12 protein-coding genes are annotated in these 15,020 nt (G+C 60.9%); 11 read left to right on the forward strand and 1 reads right to left on the reverse strand.

Annotated elements, in window-relative coordinates:
• The 5 genes from OKW26_RS22585 to OKW26_RS22605 all read left to right on the forward strand — a co-directional run.
• The coding region (locus OKW26_RS22585; RefSeq protein ID WP_429355281.1) for a class I adenylate-forming enzyme family protein at positions 1-1,253 on the forward strand (1,253 nt) is incomplete at its 5' end.
• Positions 1,254-1,813: 560 nt separating this feature from the next.
• Positions 1,814-3,430 (forward strand): flavin-containing monooxygenase, encoded by a 1,617-nt coding sequence (locus OKW26_RS22590; RefSeq protein WP_429355282.1) that lies wholly within the window; start codon positions 1,814-1,816, stop codon positions 3,428-3,430.
• Between the two features lie 24 nt (positions 3,431-3,454).
• Positions 3,455-4,420 (forward strand): NAD-dependent epimerase/dehydratase family protein, encoded by a 966-nt coding sequence (locus OKW26_RS22595; protein ID WP_184063076.1) that lies wholly within the window; start codon positions 3,455-3,457, stop codon positions 4,418-4,420.
• A 594-nt stretch (positions 4,421-5,014) separates the two neighbouring features.
• Entirely contained in the window at positions 5,015-5,725 is a 711-nt protein-coding gene (locus tag OKW26_RS22600; RefSeq protein ID WP_429355283.1) for a TetR/AcrR family transcriptional regulator, read from the forward strand.
• Positions 5,726-6,531: 806 nt separating this feature from the next.
• Positions 6,532-7,656: a porin gene (locus tag OKW26_RS22605; protein WP_429355284.1), complete on the forward strand. Its 1,125-nt coding sequence runs from the start codon at positions 6,532-6,534 to the stop codon at positions 7,654-7,656.
• A gap of 44 nt (positions 7,657-7,700) precedes the next feature.
• Here OKW26_RS22605 and OKW26_RS22610 read toward each other — a convergent pair whose 3' ends face one another.
• Positions 7,701-7,940, reverse strand: coding sequence for a hypothetical protein (locus tag OKW26_RS22610; RefSeq protein ID WP_429355285.1), 240 nt, complete (start codon positions 7,938-7,940; stop codon positions 7,701-7,703).
• Between the two features lie 1,180 nt (positions 7,941-9,120).
• On the opposite strand from OKW26_RS22610, the gene OKW26_RS22615 reads away from it, so the two are divergent.
• The 6 genes from OKW26_RS22615 (at position 9,121) to OKW26_RS22640 (ending at position 14,996) form a co-directional block, all read left to right on the forward strand.
• Complete coding sequence (locus tag OKW26_RS22615; protein WP_429355286.1) at positions 9,121-9,807, forward strand: GntR family transcriptional regulator; 687 nt, start codon at positions 9,121-9,123, stop codon at positions 9,805-9,807.
• A 315-nt stretch (positions 9,808-10,122) separates the two neighbouring features.
• Complete coding sequence (locus OKW26_RS22620) at positions 10,123-11,016, forward strand: alpha/beta fold hydrolase (protein ID WP_429355287.1); 894 nt, start codon at positions 10,123-10,125, stop codon at positions 11,014-11,016.
• Positions 11,009-11,965, forward strand: coding sequence for a flavin reductase family protein (locus tag OKW26_RS22625; RefSeq protein WP_429355288.1), 957 nt, complete (start codon positions 11,009-11,011; stop codon positions 11,963-11,965). The genes OKW26_RS22620 and OKW26_RS22625 overlap by 8 nt, the downstream gene beginning before the upstream one ends.
• A 238-nt stretch (positions 11,966-12,203) precedes the next feature.
• The gene (locus tag OKW26_RS22630) at positions 12,204-13,235 is read left to right on the forward strand and encodes an ABC transporter substrate-binding protein (RefSeq protein WP_429355289.1); all 1,032 of its coding nucleotides are present in this window, start codon (positions 12,204-12,206) and stop codon (positions 13,233-13,235) included.
• Between the two features lie 80 nt (positions 13,236-13,315).
• The gene (locus OKW26_RS22635; RefSeq protein WP_027194702.1) at positions 13,316-14,200 is read left to right on the forward strand and encodes an ABC transporter permease; all 885 of its coding nucleotides are present in this window, start codon (positions 13,316-13,318) and stop codon (positions 14,198-14,200) included.
• A gap of 1 nt (position 14,201) precedes the next feature.
• The gene (locus OKW26_RS22640) at positions 14,202-14,996 is read left to right on the forward strand and encodes an ABC transporter permease (RefSeq protein ID WP_429355290.1); all 795 of its coding nucleotides are present in this window, start codon (positions 14,202-14,204) and stop codon (positions 14,994-14,996) included.
• Positions 14,997-15,020 lie beyond the last annotated feature (24 nt).

Genomic DNA, 15,020 nt, shown 5'->3' on the forward strand with positions numbered 1-15,020 from the left:
AGCACTCCGATTCCGTGCTGCTGTTCAGCGACGAGTCGTTCGAGGAGTTCGGAGCGCGGATGGCTGAGGTTCTGCCGTCTCTAAAGGAATTCATCCGCTTCGACGACGCGCGGTATGCGGCGATGCTCGAGCACCCGCGTGTTGAGGATGCTTGCGGTGACCTCAATTCGCTAGCCGGGATCTGCTACACAGGGGGGACGACCGGACTGCCCAAGGGAGTGGAGTTGACGCACCTGAACTTCAGCTTCGCCGCGATGAGCCTGCATCGCGAACTCGGGTACAACCGGGACACGGTCTATCTCCATTCGACGCCGATGTTCCATTTGGGAGACCTTGCAAATGGGCTGGCTGTGACGCTTGGCGGCGGCACGCACAGCTTCATAGCGCAATTCAAGCCGGAGATTTTCTATCGGCGCCTGCGCGACGATGGTGTCACGCACGTTCAACTCGTCCCAACGATGGTTGCGATGGTCCTGGACGGGCCCGAGCGCGATGACGAACTTCTATCGCGAATTCGCTCGATCCAGTACGGTGCTGCTCCGATATCGCAGGCGTTGCTTGCTCGAATGCTGCAGGCCTTTCCCAATGCGCGGATCAACCAGTTCTATGGAATGACCGAGGCATGCGGAGGCATTTGTAGCTTGCCCCCCGACCGGCATGTCTTGAGCGGCCCCAAGGCGGGAAAGCTGAAATCGGCAGGGCAGGCGTTGCCCGGCTTTGAGATCCGTATTGCAAACGATCAATCTCGCCCATGCAAACCGGGGGAAGCGGGCGAGATCCTGCTGCGCGGCCCGGCTATCATGCGCGGTTATTGGAAGGCGCCCGAGAAGACTGCCCAGACGCTCGTTGACGGTTGGCTCTATTCCGGTGATGCGGGCTATCTAGACGAGGACGGTTTTCTGTACATCGTCGATCGGATAAAGGACATGATCATCAGTGGTGGCGAGAACATCTATTGCGCCGAAGTCGAGAACGCGTTGGCTTCGCACCCTTCGGTAGACGCCTGCGCAGTCTTGGGTCTGCCCGATGAGCGCTGGGGAGATCGGGTGCATGCCGCGGTTGTTCCGAAACCTGGCGCGAGTTTGAGCATCTCAGAACTGGACGCACATTGCCGGGCGCAGATTGCCGGCTACAAGGTTCCACGCAGCTACGACATCCGCAGCGAGCCGTTACCACTTTCAAGTATCGGCAAAGTTCAAAAGAACCAACTGCGGGAAGCGTGGCTTGCCGCTGAAAAGAGCAGAGCCGGTTAGCCGGAAAACCGCATCGGACGGAATTTCTCCCACTGAAGTTACTTGTCCTCAGACCTTGGTTGGCTGCGGCGTATGACGCATTGCTGATCGACTCCTTCATCTTGAAATAGTAGGACCACCGGGGGGTGAATCCGCCTGCGCCATGACGTCCGCGGCCTTCGCGGCGGCAAAGCCATCGATGTCGCGCGCATGGCGCGCTGCTTGATCGCCTCTCGCTTTGGTCTGCACGCATGGCCGCGTCTCTCCCGCGGTGAAGGGGCGGCATGGTCGGCTAACCAAGCGCCAGTTCGACGAAGCTACCATCACTTCAAATAAGGGTTTCCGATAAATGAATCTGGATTTACTTTTTGTGCGCCATGCATTGTAATACGTTTCATGGGCCGCGCTGGACCCATCACCGCGCACCGAAATCGGAGGATTTCAGGACAGATGTTTAGGCACCGCGTGGGGAGGGCTGCTCGAAGATATCACCGCGCGCGGGCTGCATCGAACGCCCGATGCTCCTGAGGTGCGATCGCAGCGCGCTACTGCTTTGTCAACCTGAATCGGAAGACCCCGGAATGAATGCATCAAATCAACAAAAGTCGCTTGATGTCGTCATCGTCGGGGCCGGCTTCGCCGGCCTCTACCAGTTGCACCGCGCCCGCAAGGCGGGCCTGACTGCCCGCGTGATCGAGGCCGGCGAGGACGTCGGCGGCACCTGGTACTGGAACCGCTACCCCGGCGCGCGGTGCGACGTAGAAAGCCTCGACTACTCATTTTCCTTCGACCAGGAGCTCGAACAGGAATGGACCTGGAGCGAGCGCTACGCGACACAGCCGGAAATTTTGCGTTACATCCACCACGTCGCCGAGCGATTCGACCTGCGGCGGGACATCCAGTTTCGCACGCGTGTGACGCGGGCAGTATTTGACGAACGGGCAAAGCGATGGACCCTGGAGACAGACGCGGGTGAGTCATTCGACGCGCAGTTCTGTGTTATGGCCACTGGATGCCTTTCGATCGCGCAAGCCCCGAATTTCAAGGGCCTGCACAGCTTCGCCGGCACCTGGTATCACAGCGCCGATTGGCCGAAACAGGGCGTGGATTTCGCTGGCAAGCGGGTAGGGGTGATAGGCACCGGTTCTAGCGGTGTGCAGATGATTCCGTTGATCGCGGAGCAGGCCGACCATTTGACAGTCTTCCAGCGCACCGCCAACTTCAGCGTGCCGGCGCAGAACGAGCCGCTCGACGATGAGGCCGTCCGCCATGCCAAGGCCCACTACCGTGAGCGGCGGGCTCGCGCGAGAGACGCCAACAACGGCCTGTATCTGGAGGCAGTCGACAAATCGGCCCTCGAGGTTTCAGAAGAGGAGCGGCTGCGCGAGTTCGAGTTCCGCTGGCACGGTGCCGGTGGTGGATTCCGGATGCTCCGCGCATTCAATGACCTGCTGGTCAATGAAAAAGCCAACGAGTATGTCTCCGACTTCGTGCGCTCCAAGATCCGTGCGATCGTGCGCGATCCGAAGGTGGCCGAGCTGCTTTGCCCCAAGAAGGAGCTGCGCTTCGGCACGAAGCGCCTTTGTGTGGACTCCGGCTACTACGAAACATTCAACCGCCCCAACGTGACGCTGGTCGACGTGAAGGCTGCGCCGATCGAGGAAGTGACACCGCGTGGGCTGCGCACGAGCGCCCAAGCGTATGAGCTGGACATCCTCGTGTTCGCGACCGGTTTCGACGCCATGACGGGTGCGCTGCGTGCCATCGACATCCGCGGAGTCGGAGGCGTGACGCTGGGGGAAAGGTGGCAGCACGGTCCACGCACCTACCTGGGCGTATCGTGCGCGGGCTTTCCGAACATGTTCATCATCGCGGGGCCCGGCAGCCCATCGGTGCTCAGCAACGTCGTGCACTCCATCGAAGAGCACGTCGATTGGGTCACTCGGCTCATTCAGCACGCGCGTGAGACCAAAAGGGCCTACGTCGCTTGCGACCTCGAGGCGGAGAACGAGTGGGTTCACCACGTCAACGAGGTGGCCGATCGCACCCTCTACCCACGCGGCAATTCGTGGTACGTCGGCGCCAATATCCCCGGCAAGCCTCGAATCTTCATGCCCTACGTGGGCGGGGTACCGGCTTATCGCAAGATTCTGAACGAGGTGGCCGGTGCCGGATACCGCGGGTTCGTGCTCTCCTGAAAAACGGATAAAAGGAAGTCCTGAATGAAAACGCTTGTCCTGGGCGGTACTGGCTTCATAGGGATGCATGTCGCGCGCGAGCTTGCCGCGAGGGGCGAAGAGATTGTGATTGCAGGTGCGAGAGCAGAACGCTCGCCTGCGGAACTCAGGGAGTTTTTCGGAGATGCCCCGCAGCAGGAACGAATTGATTTGACGGTCAGCTATGACGTCTTCGATGCGATTGCCCGTATCAAGCCCGATAAGGTATTCGACGCGTCGGGGTATGCCCCAAAATCGATGTCGCCGGCGCGTGAAGTCCATTTACGAACGGCTTGTGCGCTCAATGTGATCGAAGCCTGTCGAATCATGAATGTCGGACAGCTGACGATCACGAGTTCCAGCGACATCTACTGGGGCCTGGACTCAAAATACTATCCGTATAGCGAGGCCGGGCCGATCGCCATCACTGAACAGAAGGACCATCACTATATTCAGGCTGGGCCCAAGAAATTGCTCGAGGCGATCGCCGCCATCTTTCAGCGCCAGACGGACCTCGACATCCGAATCGTGAGAATCGACGGCACATACGGGCCGCTCTACAACAAGATGATCAACGTCGTCGCACGGATGGTTCACGCCGCCGTGCGCGGCGTCCCCATGGATCTGACCTCGGACAAAGGGCGCTTGCCATGCGCGGACATGGCTTGGGACTTCAACTATGTCAAGGACCATGCATACGGCATGGCGCTGGTCCATCAGGCGATTGCCCCGGAGCACAAGGTCTACAACGTGGGCAGTGGCAAAACCACGCGGCTGGACGAATTCGCTGATGCAGTCAACGCGCTGTTCCCAGGCGCGATACCGCCGTTGCCGCTGCACCCTCATGGGCCTTCGAGCGACCAACGCTATCTGGACATAACGCGCGTGCGTGCGCTCGGCTATGAACCACGATGGTCGGTTGCGACCGGCGTTGCTGATTATGTGCAATGGCTGCAATCCCACGACGTCTGATTTTCGTGCTTGAGAGCAGCGCAAGGCGATGAGGTCAGTGGGCCGCCGGCCCACGCGGTGGCGGCCACCGGAGTTTCGGTGGCCGAGTAATCCGCGCCGCGCATGAGGACCTCACGTTCCCGCGGCAGGCCGAGTTTCTCGAGCCCGCCACTTTCGATGGCCTGCCCATCCTGCCGGCAGTTGACCGCACTGAGCACTCCATCACGCGGCTGGCTTTCCCGACGTCCGAGTCAAAGCACCGCACCTCCAAAAGTGAACAGTAAATTCTACGGTGTTCGTCCCCGCCGTTGCCCCGCCAGTCCTGGCTAGATACTCTCGGCAGGCCGAAAGAGCGTGCATGGTTTCGATGCCGGCGAAAGTGAATCTGAATTACAATTACGCGTCCCGGGGACGTCAGCGGAAACTCCCGATCCATGCGGCTCAGGCGGCGCTTTGACACGCACTCGGGCGTTGAATCTGGGGGGGCGGGCGCCCCGGCGTGACCTGGATTCCTCGAGACTGAGTGATGTCGAAAAGCCGTTGAACAGCGGGAAGCCGCAATTGACGAATATTCCGGCCAAGTGCCGGTCAGACTAATGGACGATTGTTCTCGTTATGGACGAACTCATCGAGCCGGCGACCCGGCGGACACCGAAGGGCAATACGACGCGAGAAGCGATCAAGCTTGCGGCGAAGCGCGCGTTGGCAGTAGATGGGTTTTCGAATGCGAAAATCGCCGACATCATGGCGAGCGTCAACCGCTCTCCGGGTGCCTTCTACAAATACTATCCAAGCAAGGAAGCACTGCTGCACGAGCTGCTTGACGAATTTCGCACGCGCCTCAAGGCAGAAGTAAACCGCCCCTTGGATACGCGTGGGGACCCGCTTGAACACCTGAAAGAGCGGTTAGGAGCGTTCTGGAAGATCTATCGCGATGACTGGCCTGTGGCAACTGCAGCATTTCAGATGTCGATGGCGGATCGTGAGTTCGCTCGTGCGTGGCATGGCGTGAGGCAACAGGGCATACGAGGCATGTCGAGCGTGATCAAGCTCCTCCAAAAGGAAGGCTATTGCGCCGGGCTCGATAGCGAACTGATTGCTTCGGCACTATGTTCGATGCTCGAATACACCGGTTACAACTGGACTGCGCGCGCCGGTGACTTCCCAGACCGGCTGATTGATGACGGGGCGGCTATTGAGGTACTGACTCGACTGGTCCTGAACGGTGTGAGAGGAGGCGCCGCTGAGACAACAGCCGCGTCTCCCGCAGACAAGGAACCCGGCCGCGATCCGGTACGGCGTCGTGCAAAATCGGAGCGCCGCTGAGCCGGCGAATCTTATGTAGTGGTTGAGGCCTCGAAATGCATGGGGGGCCGGAGGCCACGCGCGAAGTCGCGTTCAGCGCATGGATGTTTCGGGGACCGGCTGCGCCACCCAGTTGGTGATCCTCTGCTGTCGGCTCGAGAACTCGCGCACCAATTGTCTGGGCGTGCGCCCAGTCTTCACGAACTCCACATCTCCGCCTGGATATCCGTCGCACGAGGCTTTCGATGCTTGCCCGTGCCGACATTCCCCTCATCCAAGAACAGAGTCCGTCTTTCGTGGCTCAACTCAACTTCGACTGACGCCTATCGTTGCGCTTCGTGTATTGCGACGGGCTGCGGTGTCTAACGGTTCACCCCCCGATTCTTCGCGTCTGCGCAGCACAAACTCGCAGGTCGTTACTGGCAGCACAGTTCGGGTAAACCAAAAGTGAATTGCAATTTACTTATTGGCACCGATAGGCTCTAATGGCTACCAATGGGCCGGACTTCCAAACGCCCGCTGCGGTGGCACAGCAAGGTCTCGCTCTTGACCCTCAGCGACTTGCCGAAGAATGCATGGCGTTCTTGCCAGGGAGGGCTAGGAACTGCGCCGCAAGGTGGGCGGTTACGCCCACGCCAAACAATTGAGGCGATGACGAATTGCGCGGAAGCCGGCACGCGCGAACCGCACTGAACGACAGATGTCGCGCCGGATGGCCATAGACCGCAGGGGGCGTCATCGGCTCGTTCAGAACACGGCGGAATGTGAATCCGTCGGCATAGAGACGGTAGTCAGTCTTACTAAATAAATGGAATGGAGACAGACGCGTGAAATCTAAATTGGCCAATCTTCTTGTTGCGTCGGGCCTACTGAGCTTCGCCGGGCTGGCGAGTGCCCAGAGCAGCGTGACCCTCTACGGCTTGATCTCGACGGGCATCGCCTATGCGAATAATCAGAAAGGCGCCTCTTCATGGTACGTGGCAAACGGCCCGATGCAGGCGCCACGCTTCGGACTGAAGGGAACCGAGGACCTCGGCGGCGGGCTGCATGCCATCTTCACGCTGGAGAACGGCTTCAGTATCACCAATGGATCGCTTGGGCAGGGCGGGCGCATGTTCGGGCGGCAGGCGTTCGTCGGCTTGTCGTCCGATAGGATCGGCACGCTCACGATCGGGCGGCAATACGACCTCGGCGCCGCAACCCTCTATGGCTTCGAGTCGGCGTGCCAGTTCGCCGCCTACGGCACGCATATCGGCGACAACGACAACGTGTTCGACACGTTCCGCATCAACAACGCTGTCCAGTTCAAGAGTCTCGACTATCGCGGGTTGCAAGTCGCCGCGCTGTATGGCTTCTCGAACAAGGCTGACGGGTTCTCGGACAACAGCAGCTACAGCGCCGGCGTGTCGTACCACAACGGCGGGCTGTCGCTCGGCGCGGCCTATAACCAGGTCACAAAGCCGAACGATCCGAATAACACCGGCGGCGCCGTTTCCGGCGACTACGGCTTCACTTCGCCATTCATCACTAATCCGGCGACCGGCGCAGGCGTCGCCAAACAGTGGATGTTCGGCGCAGGCGGGGCCTATAAGTTCGGCGCGGCAAGCGCGTCCGTGCTCTATACGAAGTCGCGCTTCGACTACCTCGATACGTCCAGGCTCGACCTGAACAACTTCGAGGTCTCGCTGGTGGACTATGTCTTACCCGACTTGCTCGCCGGCGCGGCCTACATCTACACATCAGGCAGCTATCACCCACAACCTGTCGACCCGAAATGGCATCAGATCAATGTCGGGCTCGATTATTTCCTGAGCAAGCGGACCGACCTCTTTCTCGTCGGCACCTACCAGCGCGCGGCCGGCGATGCAAAGTTCGCACAGATCTATTCGCTGTCGCCTTCCAGCACGAAAACGCAAGTGTTCGGGGTGGTGGGGATGCGGACGAAATTCTGAGGCGAGGGCCCCCGGCTTGCATCGTGGCGATTGCACGAGACAGCTCATAGCTCTTCGGGCAGCGCCTTCGCCTCTCGCAAGTCGGTGGAGTCGAAGCCTTCCGCGAAAGCGCCATAGGTTCCAGCGAGCCGCTGGCGGGCCGCCTCACTCTTGCCTTGTGCTTGCCACAGGCGCAGGAGGTTCAACGTGGCGCGCAGCTCGAGCGACTTCGCGGCTTGATGGCCGGCGACTGCGATCGCGTGTTGAAAGCACGCTTGCGCTAATAACGCCCCCCGTTTTGTCAACCATAGCGAGCGCCTCCGTCAGCGCGCTTGGCCCGGCCTGCGTTTGTCCGCCATGTCCGTAGGCGGTGGACCGCTGCTCAGGCTCATCAACATCGTCTGCCGCTTCTCACTAGAAACGGGCGCGACAGTATTTGCCGCGCATTTCGCGGAAACATCGGCGGGCACGGTAAAGCGGGTTGGCAGAGGATTCGAATGGAGTTATGGGGAGGCCGATCCAGCGATCCGTGACGGGTGAATGCAGCGGATATCCACCATGGCCGATTTGCGGCCACGACCTCATGTGAGCGCATGATCGTTTGACCTTGAAACCGGCCATCGCTGCCAGACGGAGTGAAGCCTACGCAGGTCCGCGGAGTTGTCACCCATTGCAAGACTGGAGTAAGTGAATAAATCTTCCCCTCAAGGACCGAGCCCTGCATCGCGTACTTTTTTTGGCCATCCTGGCAATGCGAAGCTTGGTGGCGCGTCCGGTTTCTCGTCGTCTGGCTGCGGAACTGATCCGCACCAGTCACTCATCGGGATCAAGGTGAACCTCCGCTTTCCGGTATTCACCCCTGGCTCAGTCGAGCTCCAGAGAATCGTCGGTGCCGGGCCAATGTCCAGAGGGATACATGTCAATTCCATGGTCGCCCGCATGGCGGTACCAGACAGCTATCGGCTCATGACCTGGGCGTCTCGGTGTTCGCAGCAGCGGGATGGCCGGGGACTGGGCACAATCAACTCAATGGTTTCGGACCAACGACTCTACCGGGCTCTCAGTCTCCCGCCAAACCTGGCTAAAGCATCGCGTTACCTCGAATGGTTGGTCATCACGCATCATGTAATAAGTCGCACGCCGCAGCTTCGATGAACGCCCAGGCGAGATCCAGGCGATCCAGTAACTCGATTTCCGTTTTCGTGAATACCGCTTCGGGCGTGGCCTGTGGAACTGCGCGGCTGATCATCGTGAGCCAGAAGATGCGCCAGCTCAGGATGCAGAGGACGGAGTCTGCGAAGTCGAGTGCGTCTTCGCGCCGGAGGAGACATGTTTAACGCTTATGGCTGCACTTTGCATACCGGCAATGTGCGATCCGCGCTCCTTACCGCATCTAATCTCTTCCTTTATGGTGGATAATATGGCATTCCACGCTCCGATCACGCCATGGTGTGACCCGAGCTTTATCTGTCCACTTTTCTACTTATGTCAGATCTTAAAGTTGTCCGCGAAACCAAAACCCTTCGTGAACTGACGCTGGACAAGCTGCGCGACGCAATTGTGCAGGGGTATTTCCAGCCGGGCGCACGCCTCGTCGAACGCACGCTGTGCGACGAGTTGGGGGTGAGCCGCACGATTGTGCGCGAAGTATTGCGGCACCTCGAGACCGAGGGGCTGGTGGATGTTATCGCGCGCCAAGGGCCGGTCGTCGCGCAACTGAATGCCGGCCAGGTTAGCGAAATATACGAACTGCGCGGGCTACTGGAGGCGAATGCCGCACGCGCGTGTGCCGAGCAGTCCACACCCGAACTCGTGAGGCGACTGCGGGAGATCCGCAAACAGATCGAAGCAGCGTTCCAGGTCAAAGACTTGCCAGCGGTGCTCGCCTACACGGAACACTTCTACGAGGCGTTGTTCGAGGGCGCGCAACGGACCGTCTCCCTAGCCGTGGTCAAGACGCTCAATGCGCGGATCAATCGATTGCGCGCACTCACGATAGCCACGCCGGGACGCAGCCAGGAGTCGAATCGCGAGATGAACATGATACTTGATGCCATCGAACGGCGCGACGGCGATGCCGCGTCTTCCGCCTCGATCGCGCATATCAGGCGCACGGCGGAGCTTGCGCTTGCGGCGCTTGCTCAACGAAGCGAAGGGGCGGCCGAAGCTTGACGCGAACGGCCTGACGATTCTCTACCGCTTGTCTGCGCCGCGGTTCCGCGGCGCGCTCCGCGCGCTCCTTCCGAGCGCCAGACCACTCCCACTCCACTCCCCATAACGCGCCGTTCGCTCGCGGCGTTGTCTTCGCTCGACCCGGCCGCGAGGCGCTCCTGGTTTTTCAGCGCGAGGCTCCGACCGGCAACCGCGTGCCGTCAGCAACGTCCATGCCAGCCAGTTCTCCGTTCGAAATTATGGTATTCCATAATATTTTGACGCGAAAAGTTTGCTGTAGTATGGCATACCATAATCTTGTGGAGCATGAGCCGAATGAATCCTGACCGGACGCCCAGGCTTGCCGCAGCGCGCGGCGAGATTGCAGGGACGAGCTACAGCGTGCATGCGCCGAAGTCGGGCGAAGCGCCGGCAACAGTTGTCCTGATTCACGGCGTGGGGATGAATCAGAGCGTATGGTCGTCGCAGATCGAGCCGTTGACGGCGGCAAACTACGAAGTCGTGGTCTACGACATGCTCGGTCATGGCGCCAGTGCTCTGCCTCCGGCCGAGCCGACGCTCGATGATTACGCCGCCCAGCTCGAACGCCTGCTCGACGGCCTCGACATCGAGCAGGCGCACGTCGCCGGTCATTCGATGGGCGCACTCGTCGCACTCGAGTTCGCGCTGACTCGTGCGCCGCGTACGCTGAGCGTCGCTGCACTGAACGCGGTCTACGACCGCTCGCCTGCACAACGCGAAGCAGTAATGTCGCGTGCCGCGACGCTCGGCGATACACCGGCCGATACGGGCGCGATTGCGGGCGTCGACGCCACGCTCAAACGCTGGTTCGGTGACCCGGTGCCGGCGCATCTGACGCAGGCGGCGCAAGCGGTGCGGCACCTGCTGCTCTCGGTCGATCCGGTCGGCTATGCGCGGACTTACGGTCTCTTCGCCTGCTCGGACGACGTCCACGTCGGTCGGTTGACGAGCCTCGCTGTGCCGGCCTTGTTCCTGACCGCCGAGCTAGATCTGAACTCGAGTCCGGACATGTCGCGGGCGATGGCAGAGGCCGCGCCGTTCGGTCGGGCCGAGGTGGTTGCGGGTGCGCGTCATATGATGAACGTTAGCCATCCAGAAGAAGTCACCGCACGCCTGCTTGCTTTTTTCGCCGAAGCAGCGCAACGAAACGGGGCAAATGCAACGAACGTGGGGGAAGACCATGTCTGAGCCGATCATCGAACAGACTTTCGACACTCTCGAATTTCGCCGCGCACTCGGCGCATTCGTCACCGGCGTGACTGTTGTCACGACGATCCAGCCGGACGGTTCCCCGCGCGGCTTCACGGCCAACTCGTTCGCCTCGGTTTCGCTCGATCCGCCGCTGATCCTCGTGTGCATCGCGAAGAGCGCGTCGAGCCACGCGGTCTTTGCCACCACGAATCACTTCGCAGTCAGCGTGCTGGCGGGGGAGCAGAAGGCCGTGTCGGGCGTCTTCGCGTCGAAGTCGGTCGACAAGTTCGCGCAGGTCTCATGGCGCGTCCGCGCAACGGGCGCGCCGATCATGGAGGGCGCGGCGGCGACGTTCGATTGCAGGACGCACGACGTCGTGGGTGCCGGCGATCACATCATTCTGATCGGGCGCGTGGTCGACTTCGTGCATACGAATTCTTCGCCGTTGGGTTACTGCCGTGGCGCGTACGTAAACTTCAGTCTCTCGCAGGACGCGCTCGCGGCAACCGGCGCGCGCGCCCAGGTGGGCGCAATTCTCGAACATCGCGACGGCCTGGTGCTGCTTGAAACGAAAAACGGTTTGCAGTTGCCGACCGGCGTCAAGCTCGAACCCGAAAGTGATGCGGGGAGCCTGCGCGGCGTGCTGGCGAAACTCGGTCTCACCGCGCATCTCGATTTCATTTTTGCCGTTTTCGAATCGGGTAGTGGTCCGTCGGCGAGCGTCCACGTCTATTACCGGGGACGCGTGAGCAGCAGCCTCGCCGCAATGATGGACACCGCGATCCACATCGTCCCGCTGCCACGGATTCCATGGAGCGAACTGCGCGACGACGCCGTGCGCTCGATGCTGCAGCGCTATGTGCGCGAGCGCAGCGAAGACGCCTTCGGCATCTACGTCGGCGACACAGAGGCAGGACAGGTCCAGACGCTCGCGACAGCACATTGAGATGCCCGGTGTCGCACGGCTGCCGCCGTCATCCAGATACGCTTTGCGACGACCGGTTTGTCTGGGGTTAATCCACCAAAAAGATCCATCAATCCAGCATCGCAGTGGGGAGACAAAGGAAAAGATGGAAAACAGCAACATGAAGCCAGCGCGTTCTTCGCCGTTGGCCGCAGAGACGACCGATTCGACGACCACGCAGTCAATTTAGCGCGACCAAACCGACTTGAAGGATACCGATATGACCCGCACCCGCAGTCTGATGATTTCTCCGCTGTTCGCGCTGTGCGCAGCAGCGTTCATGGCGACGCCGGCGCTTGCCGCAGATCCCATCGTGTTTACGAGTTGGGGCGGCACGACGCAATCGTCGCAGCAAAAGGACTGGGCGCAGCCTTTCACCCAGGGGAGCGGCATCACCGTGCTGATGGATGGTCCGACCGACTACGGCAAGCTCAAGGCGATGGTGGACAGCGGCAATGTTAGCTGGGACGTCGTCGACGTCGAGGGCGACTTTGCCTATGCCGCGCAAAAGGCAGGGCTGATCGAGCCTATCGACTACACCGTGGTCAAGAAGGGCGAGCTCGATCCACGCTTCTCGAGCGCCGATGCGGTGGGCAGCTTCTATTACTCGTTCGTACTCGGCTATAACAAATCGAGCTTCAAGGGCGCGCAGCCGCAGACGTGGGCCGATCTGTTCGACACGAAGAAATTTCCCGGCAAACGAACGTTCTACAAGTGGTCCGCACCCGGCGTGCTCGAAATTGCGCTGCTTGCCGACGGCGTGCAGCCGGACAAACTCTATCCCCTCGACCTCGACCGCGCATTTAAAAAGCTCGACTCGATCAAGAGCGACATCGTCTGGTGGAGCGGCGGCGCACAGTCGCAGCAACTGCTCGCATCGGGAGAGGCGCCCGTCGGCATGTTCTGGAACGGCCGTCTGCATGCGCTCGAACAGACGGGCGTGCCGGTCGGCGTTTCGTGGAACCAGAACCTGACTGCCGCGGACATGCTCGTGATCCCGAAGGGCGCGAAGCACAAGGCCGAGGCGATGAAGTTCCTCGCCGTCGCGACGAGTCCGCAGGCGCAGGCAAAGTTCGCGCAGGATACGGGCTACGCGCCGATCAACGTGAAGTCGGCGGCGCTGATGCCTGCTGCAGTCGCGAAGACGATGCCGGACCAGTACAAGACCTCCCAGATCGACCTGGACATGAAGTACTGGGCGGACAATCGCGACGCGATTGCGAAGCGCTGGTACGCGTGGCAATCGAAATAAGCGTCAGCGAAAGAGGCGTGCCCCGAAGCGGCGGTCAGGCAGAAGGCGCGTAGCAGCAACTGGAGAATGCAGGAGATACCATGCCCAATGTTCTGAGTACCGCGGCCCATCCGCCGGCGACACCCACGCGTCGGCGTCGCGACTGGCGCAACATTCGCCTGTTGATACCGGGGCTCGTGCTCCTCGTGATCTTCTTCATGCTGCCGGTGCTTTCGCTCCTGCTGCGCAGCGTGCTGGAGCCCACACCGGGGCTGCACAACTACGAGCAGCTTCTCGGCTCTTCCACCTACCTGCGCGTGTTCGGCAACACGTTCCTGGTCGCGACCGTCGTGACCGTGGTGACGGTGGCGATCGGTTTCCCGACCGCATGGCTGCTCGCCATTGCGCCGCGCAGGCTGAGTTCGCTGCTGTTTTCGATCATGCTGCTTTCGATGTGGACCAACCTGCTGGCGCGCACGTTTGCCTGGATGGTTCTGCTTCAGTCGACGGGCCCGATCAACCGCATGTTAATGGCGATCGGCCTCATCCACGAGCCGCTGCCGCTCGTGAACAACCTGATCGGTGTGACGATCGGCATGACGTACATCATGCTGCCATTTCTCGTCATGCCGCTGCACGCGACGCTGCGCAGCATCGACCCCTCGACACTGCGCGCCGCGGCGGTCTGCGGCGCGAGTCGCTGGCAGGCCTTCTGGCGCGTTCTTGTGCCATTGGCGATGCCGGGCATCGCATCGGGCGCATTGATGGTATTTGTCATGGCCCTCGGCTACTTCGTGACCCCAGCATTGCTCGGCGGCGCGCAATACATGATGCTCGCCGAACTGGTGGCCCAGCTCGTGCAGGAGTTGTTGAACTGGGGTCTCGCCGGTGCCGCCGCCTTCGTGCTGCTCGCCGTGACGCTCTCGCTCTACGCGCTTCAACTGCGGTTCACAGGCGGCGCGCGCGCCACTGCTGGAGGCCTTTGACATGTTGCTCGATTTCGACCGTTTAGGTGCGTTGCGCTGGGCGCTGCTTGCAATCGGCGCTGCCGTTGCACTTTTCCTTCTGTTGCCCATCGTGTTCATCGTCGCCTTGTCGTTCGGCGATTCGCAGTGGCTGATCTTTCCGCCGCCGGGCTGGACGCTGCAGTGGTACCGCCAGCTTTTCACCGACCCGGGATGGCTCGACTCGCTGCTCACGAGCGCCAAACTTGCGGTGATCGTGACAGTGCTGTCCGTGCTGATCGGCTTTCTTGCATCGCTTGCGCTCGTTCGCGGCAAGTTTCGCGGCCGCAACGCGGTGAAGGCGTTTTTTCTGACGCCGATGGTGCTGCCCGTGGTGGTGCTGGCTGTGGCGCTCTATGCGTTCTTTCTGCGCATCGGCCTGACCGGCACGATGACCGGCTTCGTGATCGGCCATCTGATCATCGCCTTGCCGTTTTCGATCATTTCAATCAGCAACTCGCTGTCGAGCTTCGATACCGCACTGGAAGACGCAGCGTTGATCTGCGGGGCATCGCCGCTCGAAGTGAAGCTGCGCGTTACATTGCCGGCGATCCGGCTTGGCCTGTTCGCCGCGGCGATCTTCGCGTTCCTTGCGTCGTGGGACGAGGTGGTGGTGTCGATCTTCATGTCGAGTCCGACCTTGCAGACGCTGCCTGTGCGCATCTGGGCGACGCTGCGGCAGGACCTGACTCCCGTCGTCGCGGCAGCATCCTCGCTGCTCGTTGGACTGACGACCGTTTTGATGTTGGCGGGCGCAGTGCTGCGCCGCGCCCGATAACGCCCGAACAATGAGGTGATTAGC

Origin of the sequence: Paraburkholderia sp. 32 (genome assembly GCF_050435345.1) — a bacterium.
Taxonomy (GTDB): domain Bacteria; phylum Pseudomonadota; class Gammaproteobacteria; order Burkholderiales; family Burkholderiaceae; genus Paraburkholderia; species Paraburkholderia tuberum.